We start from the raw sequence: 13,726 nt of genomic DNA on the forward strand, positions 1-13,726 counted from the left end.
GGGGCGGGGCGTTCAGGATTCCCGTGTCTCGAAGAGTCGGGTCCGCACCTGGTACGGGCCCGCAGGAGCCGCGGAGGCGCCATGCCCGGACGACCCAGCCGTCGCTCCGTGCTCGCCGCGATGACCGCCCTACCCCTGACAGGAGCCGTGAGCGCCTGCAGCGGGGGGAACGGCGCATCGTCGGCCAGCACGGGCACCACCACCCGCATCACCTTCTGGTCCGCCCTGCGCGGCAGCCAGGAAGTGGTCGACGCGTTCAACCGCACCCACCGGAACGTCCAGGTGGAGTTCCAGCAGATCCCCTCCGGCGGGCAGGGCGGCTACGCCAAGCTCAGCAACGCCGCCCGGGCCGGCAACGCGCCCGACGTCGCCACCCTCGAGTACCCGCAGGTCCCGGGGTTCGCCATCGACGGCGTCGCCCGCGACATCACCGACCTGGTCAGTGACGGCCTGCGCCGCAAGCTGCTGCCGCAGGCGCTCGGCCTGACCACCTTCGAACGCCGGGTGTTCGCCGTGCCGCTGGACGTCGAACCCATGGTGATGCACTACCGCGCCGACCTTTTCGACCAGTACGGACTCGAAGTCGCTCGCACCTGGGAGGAGTTCGCCGAGCAGGCCGCCACCGTGCACCGCAAGGCGCCCGACCGCAGGCTGGTGCTCTTCCCCACCGACGGTATGACGCAGTTCGCCTGTTACGCCTGGCAGGCGGGCGCCCGGTGGTTCGACACCTCGAAGGGCGCCTGGAACGTCTCGCTCGCCGACGCGCCCTCCCGGCGGGTCGCCGCGTACTGGCAGGAACTGATCGACCGGGACGACGTCTTCCTGAACGCCGTCGAGAGCAGGCAGTCCGACGCGCAGATCGGCAACGGGCTGGTCCTCACCCGGCTCAGCGGCGCCTGGGACGCCGGCGCCCAGATGAACGCGCGGCCCGGGCAGAAGGGCCGGTGGCGGATCGCACCGCTGCCGCAGTGGGACACCGGCAGCCCCTCTGCCGGCACCCACGGCGGATCCACCTTCGCGATCACCCGGGACAGCAGGCACCCGGAGGCCGCGATGGAGTTCATCGAGTGGCAGGTCTCCCACCCCGACGCCCTGCGCGCCCGGCTCTCCAGCGGCACCAGCAGCCAGTACCCGGCCGCCCCCGGCCTGGTCGCGGTGGGCCGCGAGGCCTTCGACCGCTCGTACTACGGCGGCCAGGACATCTACGGCCTGTTCGAACAGGAGGCCGCGAAGATCGGCGACCAGTGGCTGTGGGGACCGCGGATGAGCGCCACCCAGAAGGTCATGCAGGACTCCTTCGCGCGCGTCGGCGGCGGCCAGGGCAGCCTCGTCGAGTCACTGCGCACCGCCCAGGAGGGCACCATGCCCGACCTCAAGGCCCTCGGCCTGTCCACCACCCAGCACAGCACCTGAGCCGACGAAAGGCAGGTGACACACCCATGACCACCACCACCCACTCACGGGTGCCGGCCGGCGCCGCCCGCGCCGCCTCCCCGGCGCCCGGGGCCGCGGGCCTGCGGGCCCGAAGAGCGGCCAAGCGCCGTCAACTGACCGCCGCCGGCGTCCTGATGACGCCGTTCTTCGCCCTGCTGGTCACCGTCTTCCTGATCCCCGTCGGCACCGCCGTCTACCTCAGCTTCTTCAGCGACGACCAGCCCGGCCTCGGCTTCGGCCCCGAACGCACGGTCTTCGTCGGGCTGCGCTCCTACGCCGCCGTCCTCACCGACCCCACCTTCCTCGGCGGGCTGGGCACGGTCGCCCTGTACTGCCTGATCTACATCCCGCTGATGGTCCTCGGCGCACTCGCCCTCGCCCTGCTCCTGGACTCCGGCGTGGTCCGGCTGCGCGGCCTCGCCCAGCTCGGGCTGTTCCTGCCGCACGCGGTGCCCGGCATCATCGCGGCGCTGATCTGGCTCTACCTGTACACGCCCGGCATCAGCCCGGTGATCGAGCTGTTCGCCAAGGGCGACATAACGGTCGACTTCCTGGGCGTGCACACGGTCGTCCCGTCCATCGTGAACATCGCCCTGTGGAGCAACCTCGGCTACAACATGGTGGTCTTCTACGCCGCCCTCCAGGCCGTGCCCCGCGAGGTGATCGAGGCGTCCGTCGTGGACGGCGCCGGGCCGGTGCGCACCGCGCTCCAGGTCAAGACGCCGCTGGTACGGGCGTCCATCGTGATGGTCTCGATCTTCACCCTGATCTGGGCGCTCCAGCTGTTCACCGAGCCGATGCTGCTCAGCCAGTCCTCGCCGATGATCAACTCGCGGTTCTCGCCCAGCATGTACATCTACGACGCGGCCTTCACCCGCAACAACTACAGCCTCGCCGCGGCCGCCTCGGTGGTCCTGCTGGTGTGCACCATCGCCCTGTCCTACGGCGTCACCCGTTTCACCGGCCGCGCCGACTCCGAGGAGGCCCGATGAGCGCCGCCGACAGCTCCCTGCTCCGCCCGAGGCTGCTGGGGAGGGCGACCGTCAACGTGGTCGTCGCTGTCTCTGTCCTCTACACCCTGCTGCCGGTGCTGTGGCTGGTGCTGGCCTCGGCCAAGAACCGCGACGCGCTGTTCAGCAGCGACCTGCTGTCCCTGAGCGACTTCTCCCTCCTGCAGAACCTCCGGGACGTCTTCGCCATGGACGGCGGGCTGTACGGCCGCTGGTACGTCAACAGCCTGCTGTACGCGGTGATCGGCGCCGCCGTCGGCGCACTGGTGAGCGTGGCCTGCGGCTACGCCTTCGACAAGTACCGCTTCCGGCACAAGGAGAAGCTGTTCGGCCTGGTGCTGGCGGCGGTGATGGTGCCGCAGACCGTGCTCGCGCTGCCGCTGTACCTGATGGCGTCCGAGGCCGGCCTGGTCAACACCTTCTGGGCGGTCTTCATCCCGGTGCTGTTCAATCCGTTCGGTGTCTACCTCGGCCGGATCTTCGCGCGCGGCTACGTGCCGGACGAGGTGCTGGAGGCGGCCCGGGTGGACGGTGCCGGCGAGCTGACCACGTACGCCCGGGTGGCGTTCAGGATGCTGGGCCCGGGTCTGATCACCGTCTTCCTGTTCCAGCTGACCGCGATCTGGAACAACTTCTTCCTGCCCATGGTGATGCTGTCCGACCAGGACCTGTATCCCGTCAGTCTCGGCCTGTACCAGTGGAACAGCTCGGCCTCCGTGTCGCCCGAGTACTACCCCGTGGTCATCATGGGCTCACTGCTCGCCGTACTGCCGCTCATTCTCGCCTTCGTGCTGCTCCAGCGCTTCTGGCGCAGCGGCCTGACCGCCGGAGCCGTCAAGTGACCGTGCACGACCCAGGACCCGGCCCCCGGCCCCGTGCCGCCGTGGCCATGTCCCCGGACGCCGCCTCGGCCGTCCTCGATCCCCAGTCCCTGGCCGCGTTCCGCCGGGTGTGCGACCTGGCGCCGTTCCCGGTGCTCGACGACCTGACCACGGCGCGGGCGAGATCCGTGCTGGCGGACGTGGAGCTGCTGATCACCGGGTGGGGCTGTCCGCCGCTGGACGCGGACGTGCTGCGGTCGGCGCCCCGGCTGCGGGCCGTGGTGCACACGGCGGGCAGCGTCCGCGGGCACGTCACGGACGCGTGCTGGGAGCGGGGGATCGAGGTCTCCTCGGCCGCCGCGGCCAACGCGCTGCCGGTGGCCGAGTACACCCTCGGCATGATCCTGCTGAGCGGCAAGCGGGTGCTGGAGCGGGCCCGCGACTACCGGGTGTCCCGGACGCGCGGCGACTGGCTGCGCACCTCGCGCGGCGTCGGCAACTACCGCCGCACGGTGGGCGTCCTGTCCGCCTCGCTGATCGGCCGCCGGGTCGTCGAGCTGCTGCGGCCGCACGACGTCGAGATCCTGCTGCACGACCCGTTCGTGAGCGACGCGGAGGCGGCCGGCCTCGGCGTCGAGGCCGTGGAGCTGCCGGAGCTGTTCGCGCGGTGCGACACCGTCAGCGTGCACACCCCGCTGCTGCCCACGACCCGTGGTCTGGTGAGCCGTCCGCTGATCGACGCGATGCCCGCCGACGCGGTGCTGATCAACACCTCCCGGGGAGCGGTGATCGACCAGGAGGCGCTCACCGACGCCGTCGTGGCCGGCCGCATCCGGGCCGTGCTGGACGTCACCGACCCCGAGGCGCTGCCGCCGGACCACCCGCTGTGGGACTGCGAGAACGCCCTGATCACTCCGCACCTCGCCGGCTCCGAGGGCAACGAGTGGCGCCGTCTGGCCGACCTCGCCCTCGCCGAGACGACCCGCTGGGCGTCCGGTTCCGGCTTTCTCCATCCCGTACGACGCGAAAGGCTGGCGTTCCTGGCATGAGCATCCCGTTCGAACTGCCCCCCGAGGACCGTGCGTCGAGCTCGTACACCGGTTACACCCGCGCCCACTGGGAGGCCGTCGCGGACGGGCTGCTGTGGGCCGCGTGGCGCTGGAGCACCCCCGGCCGCGCGCTGCTGGACCTGCCGGGCCGGCCCTCGCGTTCGGGGGTGCGCTCCGACGGTCTCGAGGGGTTCGCGCGGACGTTCCTCGCGGCGGGCTTCCGGGTCGCCGGGGCGGGCGGCGCGGACCCCCGCGGCTGGCTGGACCGTTACGCGGAGGGTCTCGCCGCGGGCACCCTCACCCCCGGCCGGGAGGACACCGAGTCCTGGCCGGTGATCCTCGACCACGACGTGCAGGGCCAGCCCATGGTCGAGTCGGCGTCGGTGGCGCTCGGGCTGCGGCTGACCGCGCCGTGGCTGTGGAAGCACCTCGACTCCGGCGTGCAGGACCGGGTTGAGGAGTGGCTGCGCGGTGCGCTGCGGCACGTGCCGGCGCCCAACAACTGGTACCTGTTCCCCTACACGGTCGCCGGGTTCCTGGAGTCCGTCGGCCGGGGCGACGCCGAGACGGCCGCGGCCCGGGAGCGGGCGCTGGAGCTGATGGAGGGCTGGTACCGGGGGGAGGGCTGGTACGCCGACGGCGACGGACGCGCCTTCGACCACTACAACGGGTGGACCCTGCACCTCTACCCGGTGCTGGACGCCCACCTGGGCGGCGACACCGACGCCCTCGCCCGGTACGGGGACCGGCTGCGGGCCCACCTCGACGGCTTCGCCCTGATGTTCGGGGCCGACGGGGCGCCGCTGCACTTCGGCCGCTCGCTCACCTACCGCTTCGCCGCGTCGGCGGCCGTGGGCCTGGGCGCCCTCACCGGGCACACGCCGCTGACGCCGGGTGCCTCGCGGCGGCTGGTGAGCGGCAGCCTGCGGTACTTCGTGGACCGCGGGGCGCTGACGGACGAGGGGCTGCTGAGCCTGGGCTGGTACGGCCCGCACGAGGCGACCCTGCAGGAGTACTCGGGTCCCGCCTCCCCGTACTGGGCGTCGAAGGCGTTCGTGTCCCTCCTCGCCCCGGCGGAGCACCCGCTGTGGACGGCGGCGGAGGAGCCCGCACCGGTGGAGCAGGCGGACCGGGTCCTGGCGCTGACCGCGCCGGGGCTGCTGGTGCAGGCGACCCGCGGCGACGGGATCGTACGGCTGCACAACCACGGCAGCGACCATGTCCGGCCGCACGAGGGCGAGTCGGCCGCCGAGGACGACCCGCACTACGGGCGGCAGGCCTACTCGACGCGGACGGGTCCCACGGCGCGGCAGAACGTGGCCGACAACCACCTGTCGGTCGAGGTGAACGGCCGGTCCAGTGTGCGGCGCCGCGTCCGGCCGCTGGGCGTGGGGCAGGGCGACGGCTGGGGCTGGGCGGCGTCCTGGCACCGGCCCGTGTTCAGGGGCGGGCCGCCCATGGTGCCGGGGCTGCGGGTGGAGAGCGTGACCGTGGCCCGGGGACCGTACGAGCTGCGGGTGCACCGGGTGGTCGGCGCGCCGCCCGGAGCGCGGGTCACGCACACCGGGTGGGCCACGGGCCCCGAGGAGTCGCTGACCTCGACGCTGCACGGCCTGTACGGCTGGGAGCCCGGAACGGAGACCGTGCGTGCCCCGCAGGGCACCGCGTACGTGCCGTGGGCGGAGCTGCCCCGGCTGTCCGGCGCGGCGGGCGGCACCTCCGTGCACGTCGGGCTGGCCGCGCTGACGGGGGAACCGGTGGTCGCCCCGGCCGCCGCCGCGGTGACGGAGGTGGTGCCCGGCGAGGACGGCGTGGAGGTGGTCTGGGCGGACGGCGCCCGCACCCGGGTCTCGTTCGGCCCGGTGGGGGTGACGCACACGGAGGGACAGGACCTGTCACTGAGGTGACCGTGGTCGGCGCGAGTCCTGCGCGGTTCGGTGGGAGCGTACGCCCATGGATCCGACGGTCAGGAGGGCGTCGCATCTCCCGGTTCGCAGGCGCCGATGCCCGTGGCGGATCGGGTGACTGCGCCGTGCTCGCCGGTGCCGGTGGACGGGCTGCCGGTCATGGTGGCGACCGCTTCGGCCGCCGTGGCGTGGACCGGCAGGACCGCGTCGACTCCGGTGAGGACGAGCATGCGCATCAGGCGGTCGGGGACGTTGGCGATCCGGAGTTCACCGCCCGCCTCCTGGGCGGCGTGCCAGAGGCCGATGAGCGCGCCCAGACCCGCGGAGTCGCAGAAGCCGACCTGCGACAGGTCCAGAACCAGGTGGGGGCACCCCTGTCGGATGATCTCCCGGGCGTCGTGGCGCAGGGTGTCCGCGGTGTGCATGTCCATGTCGCCGACGACGGCGGCGACGGCGAGGCCGGGGCAGGGATGCTGGACGGTCAGCTGCAGCGTGTCGGTCACGTCGGTCATCACTCCTGGCCGAAGTGTTCGGGCGCGGCGGCGGTGTGTGCGGTGGCGGAGACACTGCCGTCGGGTGTGGTGTCGGGGTGGGGGACGGACAGGGCCAGCAAGGCCACGTCGTCGCCGGCTCCGTCGGGCAGCGAGGCCAGCAGGGCGATGCTGTCTTCGACCAGGGAGGCGGCGGTGACGGGCCCGGTGCGCTGGTGGAGGAAGCCGGTCAGGCCGTCGTCACCGAGCATGGCGCCCTCGGTGGTGCGGGCTTCGATCAGCCCGTCGGTGTAGAGGAACAGGCTTTCCCCGGCCGTCAGCAGGAACGTGGTCCGGGCGAAGGGTGCCTGCGGAAAGGCGCCGACGAGCATGCCGCCCTTGGGGCGTACGGACCTCACCCAGACGGAGCCGCTGTCGTCGGGGCGGACATGGTAGGCGGGAGGGTGGCCGCCGGTGGCGACGGTGACGGTGAAGCCGCCGTCCTCCCGGGGCTCCAGGAGGCCGAAGACGACGGTGCAGAAGCGGCGGCCGGCGGTGCCGTCGGTGAGCAGCATGGTGTTGAGCGCGCTCAGCACGGTGACGGGGTCGGCGTTGATCTGGGCCGCGGTGCGCAGGGTGTGGCGGGCCAGGGCGGTGACGGTCGCGGCCTCGGGCCCCTTGCCGCACACGTCACCGAGGAAGAACGCCCAGCGGTCGCCGTCGAGGGGGAAGACGTCGTAGAAGTCGCCGCCCACGTCGTGGGCGGAGGCGGTGCGGTAGTGGCAGGCGAGCTCGAGACCCGGCACCACAGGAAGGGCCGGGGGCAGCAGGGTGCGCTGGAGGGTGGAGGCGAACGCGGCGATGGCGGCCTTGTCCTGCTCCGCCTTCTCCCGGGCCGCTCGTTCCGCCTCGGCCTGCCGTCTTTCCGCCTCCCGGCGGGCCTGCTCGTCGCGCAGTGCGCGCAGCGCCGACAGCCGCAGCTCCATCTCGTCCAGCACGATCGCGGCGAGATCGGCGAGAGTGGCCGTGTCCTCCTCGGTGATCGAGCGCGGCCGGGTGTCGAGAACGTTGACCGTGCCCAGCCGGTGCCCGTCGGGGGTGACGATCGGTGCGGCGGCGTAGAAGCGCACCCCCATCTCTCCGGCTACCAGCGGATTGCCCGCCGCGACGGGGTCCTTGAGAGTGTCGGGGATGACCATCGTGTCGTCGCGCAGGATCGCCGAGCCGCACAGGCCCGGATCACGGCCGATCTCCGCGACGCCCTCCAGGCCGTGGGCGGCCTTGAACCAGATGCGGTCGGTGTCCACGATCGTGACGGTCGCCACCGGCACGTCGAAGAGCCGGGCGGCCATCGCCGCCACCCGGTCGAACGCGCCGTCGGGCGGAGTGTCGAGGATGTCGTAGCGGCGCACCGCCGCTATACGGGCCGCCTCCGTATCCGGGTCGGGGACCAGCTCGGGGCGGCGCCCGGGAGCCGGGTCGGTGGCCGATGCCTGTTGCATGGTCGGCTTTCCTCTCCGTCGATGGGCTGCCGCCGTACACGGCACGAACCGACGCAGCCTAGAGCGCCCACGCACCCGAACGCCAATGCCGTTCGTCAGCCGGGCCCCCGACGCGGCTTCCCGCCCGGTGACGCGGCCACTTCCGCGGCCGCGGTCGGGGCCCTTCGCCCTGTCCGCTCCCGGGTGGCGCCGCTCCCCCGCACGCCCGCCCCCGGTGGCGCGCCGCCCCCGTGCCGGTGACGCTGGGACGGCACCCGTGAGAAGGAGCCGTTCCCATGCGCAAGACCTCCTGCACCGTGATCGCGGCCCTCGCCGTGTGGATGCTGTGCGCCGCCGGGGCGGATGCGGCGGTGCTCCGCGTCCCGGGCCTCCCGGGCGAGGTGACGGCGGCCGAGTGCATCCAGGGCGGCGGACTGATCATCGTCTCGGCGGACGGGGAGGGGACCGGCTCGTTCACGAAGCTCTGCCGGGGCGGCATCCACGACGGGCAGACCATCACCTGAGCCCGGCCTCCTCCTTTCCCGCACCCATGCCTTGACTCCCGAACGCTGGGTACGCGGTCACGGCCCCACCACGGCAGTCGGTACTCGAACACGACCGGGCGCGAGCAACGGCCCGCCCAGAAACGGAGAAAGGCCGATGAGCGAGGCCAATCCCCTCAAGCGAGCAGTCCACAAGGTGACCGAGGGTCTGCACGGCGAGGCCGGCGGACCGCCGGACGGGATCCCCGGCCGGCCCGGCCCCGAGTCGCCTTCGGTCGCCGAACCCACCGAGCCCCGCGAGCCGCTGCCCCCGAAGCCGGACCAGAGCGGCCCGGACACCGTGTCACCGACCGGTCAGCCCACGGGAGCCGACCAGGCGCGGGTGGCGCAGTCCGGCGCCTACCTGACGGACGCTCAGGGGACACGGCTGTACGACACCGACCACTCGCTGAAGGCGGGGCCGCGCGGTCCCGTGCTGCTACAGGACCATCACCTGCGCGAGAAGATCATGCACTTCGACCACGAGCGCATCCCGGAGCGCGTGGTGCACGCCCGGGGCGCCGGCGCGCACGGAGTGTTCCAGAGCTACGGCACGGCCGCGTCGGTCACCAAGGCCGGGTTCCTGGCCGCCGACGTGGAGACGCCGGTGTTCACGCGGTTCTCCACGGTGGTCGGCTCACGCGGGTCGTCGGACACCGTGCGCGACACGCGCGGGTTCGCGACGAAGTTCTACACCAGCGAGGGCGTCTTCGACCTGGTCGGCAACAACATCCCGGTCTTCTTCATCCAGGACGCCATCAAGTTCCCGGACGTGGTGCACGCCGCGAAGCCGCACCCGGACCGGGAGATCCCGCAGGCACAGAGCGCCCACGACACCTTCTGGGACTTCGTCTCGCTGCACACCGAGGCGACCCACCACACCCTCTTCTTCATGGGTGACCGCGGCATCCCGCGCTCCTACCGGATGATGGAGGGCTTCGGCGTCCACACCTTCCGGCTGGTGAACGCGGAGGGCGCCACGACGCTGGTGAAGTTCCACTGGAAGCCGAAGCTGGGCGTGCACTCGCTGGTCTGGGACGAGGCGCAGATCATCAACGGCGTCGACCCCGACTTCCACCGCCGGGACCTGGCGGACGCGATCGAGGCGGGCGCGTACCCGCAGTGGGAACTGGGCATCCAGACGTTCCCCGACAACCCCGAGCAGACCTTCGAGGGCATCGACCTGCTCGACCCGACCAACCTGGTGCCCGAGGAACTGGCACCGGTGCAGCCGGTCGGGCTGCTGACGCTGAACCGCAACCCGTCCAACTTCTTCGCCGAGACCGAGCAGGTCGCCTTCCACGTCGGGCACCTGGTGCCGGGTATCGACGTCACCGACGACCCGCTGCTGGCGGGGCGGCTGTTCTCGTACCTGGACACGCAGATCACGCGTCTGGGCGGCCCCAACTTCCCGCAGCTTCCGATCAACCGGCCGCAGGCGCCGGTCAACGACATGCTGCGCGACGGCATGCACCAGACGGCCGTGCACCGGGGGGTGGCGCCCTACCGGCCCAACTCCCTCGACGGCGGCTGCCCGTTCACCGCGGGTGCGGACATGAGCGCCTTCGTCGAGGCACCGGTGCGGGTGCCGGAGTCGAAGAAGGTGCGTGAGGCCCCGGAGTCGTTCGCGGACCACTTCAGCCAGCCGCGCCGGTTCTGGCTCAGCATGAGCCCGGTGGAGCGCGAGCACATCATCGGCGCCTACACCTTCGAGCTGGGCAAGTGCTACGAGCAGGCCATCCGGGAGCGGACGCTCCAGGTGCTGGCCAACATCGACCCCGAGCTGTGCGCGGGCGTCGCCGAGGGTCTGGGCCTGCCCGCCCCGGGTCCGACGGTGCCCCTGGCCGACGTCGAGCCCAGCCCGGCGCTGTCCCAGGTGGGCGGTACCTGGCCGCTGGACGGCAGGGTCGTCGGCATCGTGACCGGCGGGGCCGACCTGGAGGGCGTGGGCGCGGTACGGGAGGCGGTGCTGAACGCCGGGATGGTGCCGCTGATCGTGGCGCCGACCGGCGGGACCCTCGGCTCCGGCGACGCCGCGCTGACCGTGCAGCGCAGCTATGTCACCGCGCGGTCCGTCGAGTTCGACGCCGTACTGGTCGCGGGGACGCCCGACATGGGCGGGGACGCCTACACCCCGCGGGACTACAAGGCGGGCCCGGCGCCCGCGGGGCCGGGGGCGGTCGACCCGCGGGTGAGCCTGCTGCTGTCGGAGGCTTTCCGGCACGGCAAGGCGATCGGCGTCTGGGCGGGCGGCACGCCGGCACTGGAGGCCTCGGGTGTGCCCACCGACGCTCCCGGTGTGATCGTCGCCGACTCCGGCACCGCCGCCCTGGAGCAGGTGACGGAGCTGATGGGCTCGCACCGGGTGTGGGAACGCTTCACCACGCCGCGGGGCTGATCCACCGGGCCGCGGGGCCGGACGCCGATGCGGGCGTCCGGCCCCGCGGTGTGTTCAGCACAGGACGCGCAGCGCGCCGGGCAGCACCCTGGCCGTGACGGGCACGACGGCCTCGACCTCGCCGTCGGCGCCGTAGGGGATCGCCCGGTCCGCCTCGATGCGGACCTCCCGGCCGCGCAGGACGCGCACTTGGGGCCGGTTGACGTGGTCGCCCGTCGCCAGTTCGTTCATCAGGGCGAAGAACAGCCGCCGCGGCGCCCGGTGGATCATCACCACGTCCAGCAGGCCGTCGTCGACGCGCGCGGAGGGGGCTATGAGGCGGTTGAAGCCGTAGTAGCCGGAGTTGGCGGCCACCACCGTGTAGCCGGTGAAGGCGTGCTCCTCGCCGTCGACCGTGACCCGGTAGCGCGTGGCGCGCCAGCCCGCGACGGCCCGGACCGCCCCGGCGTAGTAGGAGGCGGCTCCCCGCAGCAGGCGCGTGTTGTTGGCGTGCCGGTTGGCGAGCGCGTCCACACCGGCGTAGACGCTGCCGAGGACGACGGTGCGGTCGTGGACGGCGGAGGTGACCTCGACGGTGTCGACGGGGCGGGGCTCGCCGTGCAGCAGCACCTCGGCCAGCCGGGCCGGTTCGGTGGGCAGCCCCAGCGCCCGGGCGAAGTCGTTGCCGCGCCCGGCCGGGACGAGGCCGAGCACGGTGTCGGTGCCGCTGAGGGCGCCGCCGATACCGCCCGCCATGCCGTCGCCGCCGACGGCGAGCACCACCCGGCCCCGCTCCCCCGCCTGCCGGGCGAGTGCGCGGGCGTGCGCGAGGCTGTGGCTGTACTCGGTCTCCAGCCCGGCCCCCGCCTCCCGCAGCAGCCGGGCCACCCCGAGCAGTGCGGCGGCCGAGGTGGCGCCGCCCGCGGTGGGGTTGACGACGGCGGTGAACTGTCGCATCGATGTGCCTCCGGGCTGACGGGTGGTGCCGGACTGTTGTCTCACGGGGGTGGGGGCGCGGGGCGGGCGGGGTCAGTCCGCGGGCAGCAGGACGCCCGGGCTGAGCAGCCCGGCCGGGTCCAGGCTCCGCTTGACGGCGCGCAGGGCCTTGACACCGAGGGGGCCGGCCTCCCGTACGTACCAGTCGCGGTGGTCGGTGCCCACCGCGTGGTGGTGGGTGATGGTGCCGCCGGCGGCGAGGATCGCGTCGTTGGCGGCGTGCTTGGCCCGGGTCCAGTGCGCCACGGCGTCCTCGCCCTGGGCTGAGACGACCGTGAAGTACAGGGAGGCGCCGTTCTCGTAGACGTGCGAGATGTGGCACATGACCAGGGGCGGGGTGCCGGCCCCGGTGAGCGTGCCGGTGAGTGCCTCGCGGACGGCGGCGTACAGGGCGGGAAGGTGCGACCAGCGGGCGGCCGTCTCCAGGGTCTCGGCGAGGGCTCCGGTGTCGAGCAGGGCGTCGCGCAGGTACGGCGCCGAGTAGCGGCCGTGTGCCCAGCGCTCACCCGGTTCCTCGCCCGCGAAGGTGCCGCCGCTCTCGCGCAGGACGGCGGCGGCCCCTTCACGGCGGTACGCGGTGTCCTCCTCGGTCCCCTCGAAGCCGACGACGGCGAGGCATCCGGCGTCCTGCTGCTGGAGGGAGGCGCCGATGGCGTCGGGCTGGGCGAGGCCGATCAGCGTCTCGGTCTCGTCGGACAGGCGCAGCACCGTGGGGCGGGGGCCGTCCTGGGCGAGCCGGCGCAGGGCGGCGGCGCCCTCGTCGAAGGAGGCGAAGCGCCAGCCCTCGTAGCGGCGGACCCGCGGTACGGGCCGGATGCGCACGGTGACGGAGGTGATGACGCCGAAGGCGCCCTCCGAGCCGAGGACGAGCTGGCGCAGGTCGGGTCCGGCGGCCGAGCGCGGGGCGCGGCCCGTGTCGAGGGTGCCCGCGGGGGTGGCGAGGGTGAGGCCGAGGACCATCTCGTCGAAGCGGCCGTACCCGGCGGAGGCCTGTCCGCTGGAGCGGGTCGCGGCGAAGCCGCCGATGGTGGCCCACTCGTAGGACTGGGGGAAATGGCCGAGGGTGTAACCGTGTTCGGCGAGCAGTGCCTCCGCCTGTGGGGCGCGCAGGCCGGGCTGGAGGGTGGCGGTGCGGGAGACCTCGTCGAGGTCGAGCAGGCGGTTCATGCGGCGCAGGTCGAGGGAGACGAACGTCCCGTCGCGCTCGGGGGCGAGGCCGCCGACGACGGAGGTGCCGCCGCCGAACGGCACGAGGGCCAGCCCGTGTTCTGCGCAGACCGCCATGACGGCCAGCACCTCGTCGTGGCCGTCCGGCAGGACGACGGCGGCGGGGGTGCCGGCGGTGTCGCCGGTGCGCATCCGCAGCAGGTCCGGGGTGGACTTGCCGCGGGTGTGCCGGATGCGGCTCTCCGCGTCCGTGCGCACGTCCCCGGCACGGTCCCCGACGGCGGCCTCCAGCGCGCGGCGGGCCTGCGTGCCCAGGGGCGAGTCGGGTACGTCGATCTCCGCCAGCGGGAGGGCGGCGGTCTCGCGGGGCTTGACGCCGAGCAGTTCGCGCAGCAGTCCGGTCACCGTGTCGGGCAGCGGCGTCGCCCTGGCCGGGTCGCCCCAGCCGTTCCACAGCATGTCCATGGCCTGT

General features: G+C 73.2%; 11 protein-coding genes. 7 read left to right on the forward strand and 4 right to left on the reverse strand.

The features are described from left to right. Positions 1 to 81: 81 nt before the first annotated feature. The 5 genes from EV562_RS01810 to EV562_RS01830 are packed head-to-tail and all read left to right on the forward strand — an operon-like array spanning position 82 to position 6,221. Positions 82 to 1,413 carry a sugar ABC transporter substrate-binding protein gene (locus tag EV562_RS01810; RefSeq protein ID WP_133884839.1) on the forward strand — a complete coding sequence of 444 codons (1,332 nt, stop codon included), beginning with the start codon at positions 82 to 84 and terminating at the stop codon, positions 1,411 to 1,413. Between the two features lie 26 nt (positions 1,414 to 1,439). Next, positions 1,440 to 2,426: a sugar ABC transporter permease gene (locus EV562_RS01815; RefSeq protein WP_133884840.1), complete on the forward strand. Its 987-nt coding sequence runs from the start codon at positions 1,440 to 1,442 to the stop codon at positions 2,424 to 2,426. After that, positions 2,423 to 3,286, forward strand: coding sequence for a carbohydrate ABC transporter permease (locus EV562_RS01820; protein ID WP_133884841.1), 864 nt, complete (start codon positions 2,423 to 2,425; stop codon positions 3,284 to 3,286). Before EV562_RS01815 ends, EV562_RS01820 begins: the two co-directional genes overlap by 4 nt. Further along, positions 3,283 to 4,314, forward strand: a complete 1,032-nt coding sequence (locus EV562_RS01825; RefSeq protein ID WP_133884842.1) for a hydroxyacid dehydrogenase — start codon at positions 3,283 to 3,285, stop codon at positions 4,312 to 4,314. The genes EV562_RS01820 and EV562_RS01825 overlap by 4 nt, the downstream gene beginning before the upstream one ends. Continuing rightward, positions 4,311 to 6,221, forward strand: coding sequence for a DUF2264 domain-containing protein (locus EV562_RS01830; RefSeq protein ID WP_133884843.1), 1,911 nt, complete (start codon positions 4,311 to 4,313; stop codon positions 6,219 to 6,221). The genes EV562_RS01825 and EV562_RS01830 overlap by 4 nt, the downstream gene beginning before the upstream one ends. A 59-nt stretch (positions 6,222 to 6,280) precedes the next feature. Here EV562_RS01830 and EV562_RS01835 read toward each other — a convergent pair whose 3' ends face one another. Together EV562_RS01835 and EV562_RS01840 are read right to left on the reverse strand one after the other, a co-directional pair. Further along, on the reverse strand, positions 6,281 to 6,733 hold the full coding sequence (locus EV562_RS01835; protein ID WP_133884844.1) for an STAS domain-containing protein: 453 nt from the start codon (positions 6,731 to 6,733) through the stop codon (positions 6,281 to 6,283). Then, positions 6,733 to 8,193, reverse strand: coding sequence for a GAF domain-containing SpoIIE family protein phosphatase (locus EV562_RS01840; protein WP_243859945.1), 1,461 nt, complete (start codon positions 8,191 to 8,193; stop codon positions 6,733 to 6,735). The genes EV562_RS01835 and EV562_RS01840 overlap by 1 nt, the downstream gene beginning before the upstream one ends. Positions 8,194 to 8,468: 275 nt before the next feature. Here EV562_RS01840 and EV562_RS01845 point away from each other — a divergent pair, with 275 nt between their 5' ends. Continuing rightward, positions 8,469 to 8,696: a hypothetical protein gene (locus EV562_RS01845; protein ID WP_133884845.1), complete on the forward strand. Its 228-nt coding sequence runs from the start codon at positions 8,469 to 8,471 to the stop codon at positions 8,694 to 8,696. Positions 8,697 to 8,832: 136 nt separating this feature from the next. Continuing rightward, on the forward strand, positions 8,833 to 11,112 hold the full coding sequence (catB, locus tag EV562_RS01850; RefSeq protein WP_133884846.1) for a catalase CatB: 2,280 nt from the start codon (positions 8,833 to 8,835) through the stop codon (positions 11,110 to 11,112). Positions 11,113 to 11,166: 54 nt separating this feature from the next. Here the strand turns inward: catB and EV562_RS01855 are convergent, their stop codons facing one another. Both EV562_RS01855 and EV562_RS01860 read right to left on the reverse strand, forming a co-directional pair. Then, positions 11,167 to 12,048: a YegS/Rv2252/BmrU family lipid kinase gene (locus EV562_RS01855; RefSeq protein ID WP_133884847.1), complete on the reverse strand. Its 882-nt coding sequence runs from the start codon at positions 12,046 to 12,048 to the stop codon at positions 11,167 to 11,169. A gap of 72 nt (positions 12,049 to 12,120) precedes the next feature. Next, positions 12,121 to 13,719, reverse strand: coding sequence for an FAD-binding oxidoreductase (locus EV562_RS01860; RefSeq protein WP_166661523.1), 1,599 nt, complete (start codon positions 13,717 to 13,719; stop codon positions 12,121 to 12,123). Between the last annotated feature and the right edge of the window lie 7 nt (positions 13,720 to 13,726).

The organism is Streptomyces sp. BK208 (assembly GCF_004364245.1).
Taxonomy (GTDB): Bacteria; Actinomycetota; Actinomycetes; order Streptomycetales; family Streptomycetaceae; genus Streptomyces.

Excerpts from the sequence above, each read along its gene's own strand:
- EV562_RS01810 (WP_133884839.1), top strand. The coding sequence starts at position 82 with ATGCCCGGACGACCCAGCCGTCGCTCCGTGCTCGCCGCGATGACCGCC.
- EV562_RS01815 (WP_133884840.1), top strand. The coding sequence starts at position 1,440 with ATGACCACCACCACCCACTCACGGGTGCCGGCCGGCGCCGCCCGCGCC.
- EV562_RS01820 (WP_133884841.1), top strand. The coding sequence starts at position 2,423 with ATGAGCGCCGCCGACAGCTCCCTGCTCCGCCCGAGGCTGCTGGGGAGG.
- EV562_RS01830 (WP_133884843.1), top strand. The coding sequence starts at position 4,311 with ATGAGCATCCCGTTCGAACTGCCCCCCGAGGACCGTGCGTCGAGCTCG.
- EV562_RS01835 (WP_133884844.1), bottom strand. The coding sequence starts at position 6,733 with ATGACCGACGTGACCGACACGCTGCAGCTGACCGTCCAGCATCCCTGC.
- EV562_RS01840 (WP_243859945.1), bottom strand. The coding sequence starts at position 8,193 with ATGCAACAGGCATCGGCCACCGACCCGGCTCCCGGGCGCCGCCCCGAG.
- EV562_RS01845 (WP_133884845.1), top strand. The coding sequence starts at position 8,469 with ATGCGCAAGACCTCCTGCACCGTGATCGCGGCCCTCGCCGTGTGGATG.
- catB (WP_133884846.1), top strand. The coding sequence starts at position 8,833 with ATGAGCGAGGCCAATCCCCTCAAGCGAGCAGTCCACAAGGTGACCGAG.
- EV562_RS01855 (WP_133884847.1), bottom strand. The coding sequence starts at position 12,048 with ATGCGACAGTTCACCGCCGTCGTCAACCCCACCGCGGGCGGCGCCACC.
- EV562_RS01860 (WP_166661523.1), bottom strand. The coding sequence starts at position 13,719 with ATGGACATGCTGTGGAACGGCTGGGGCGACCCGGCCAGGGCGACGCCG.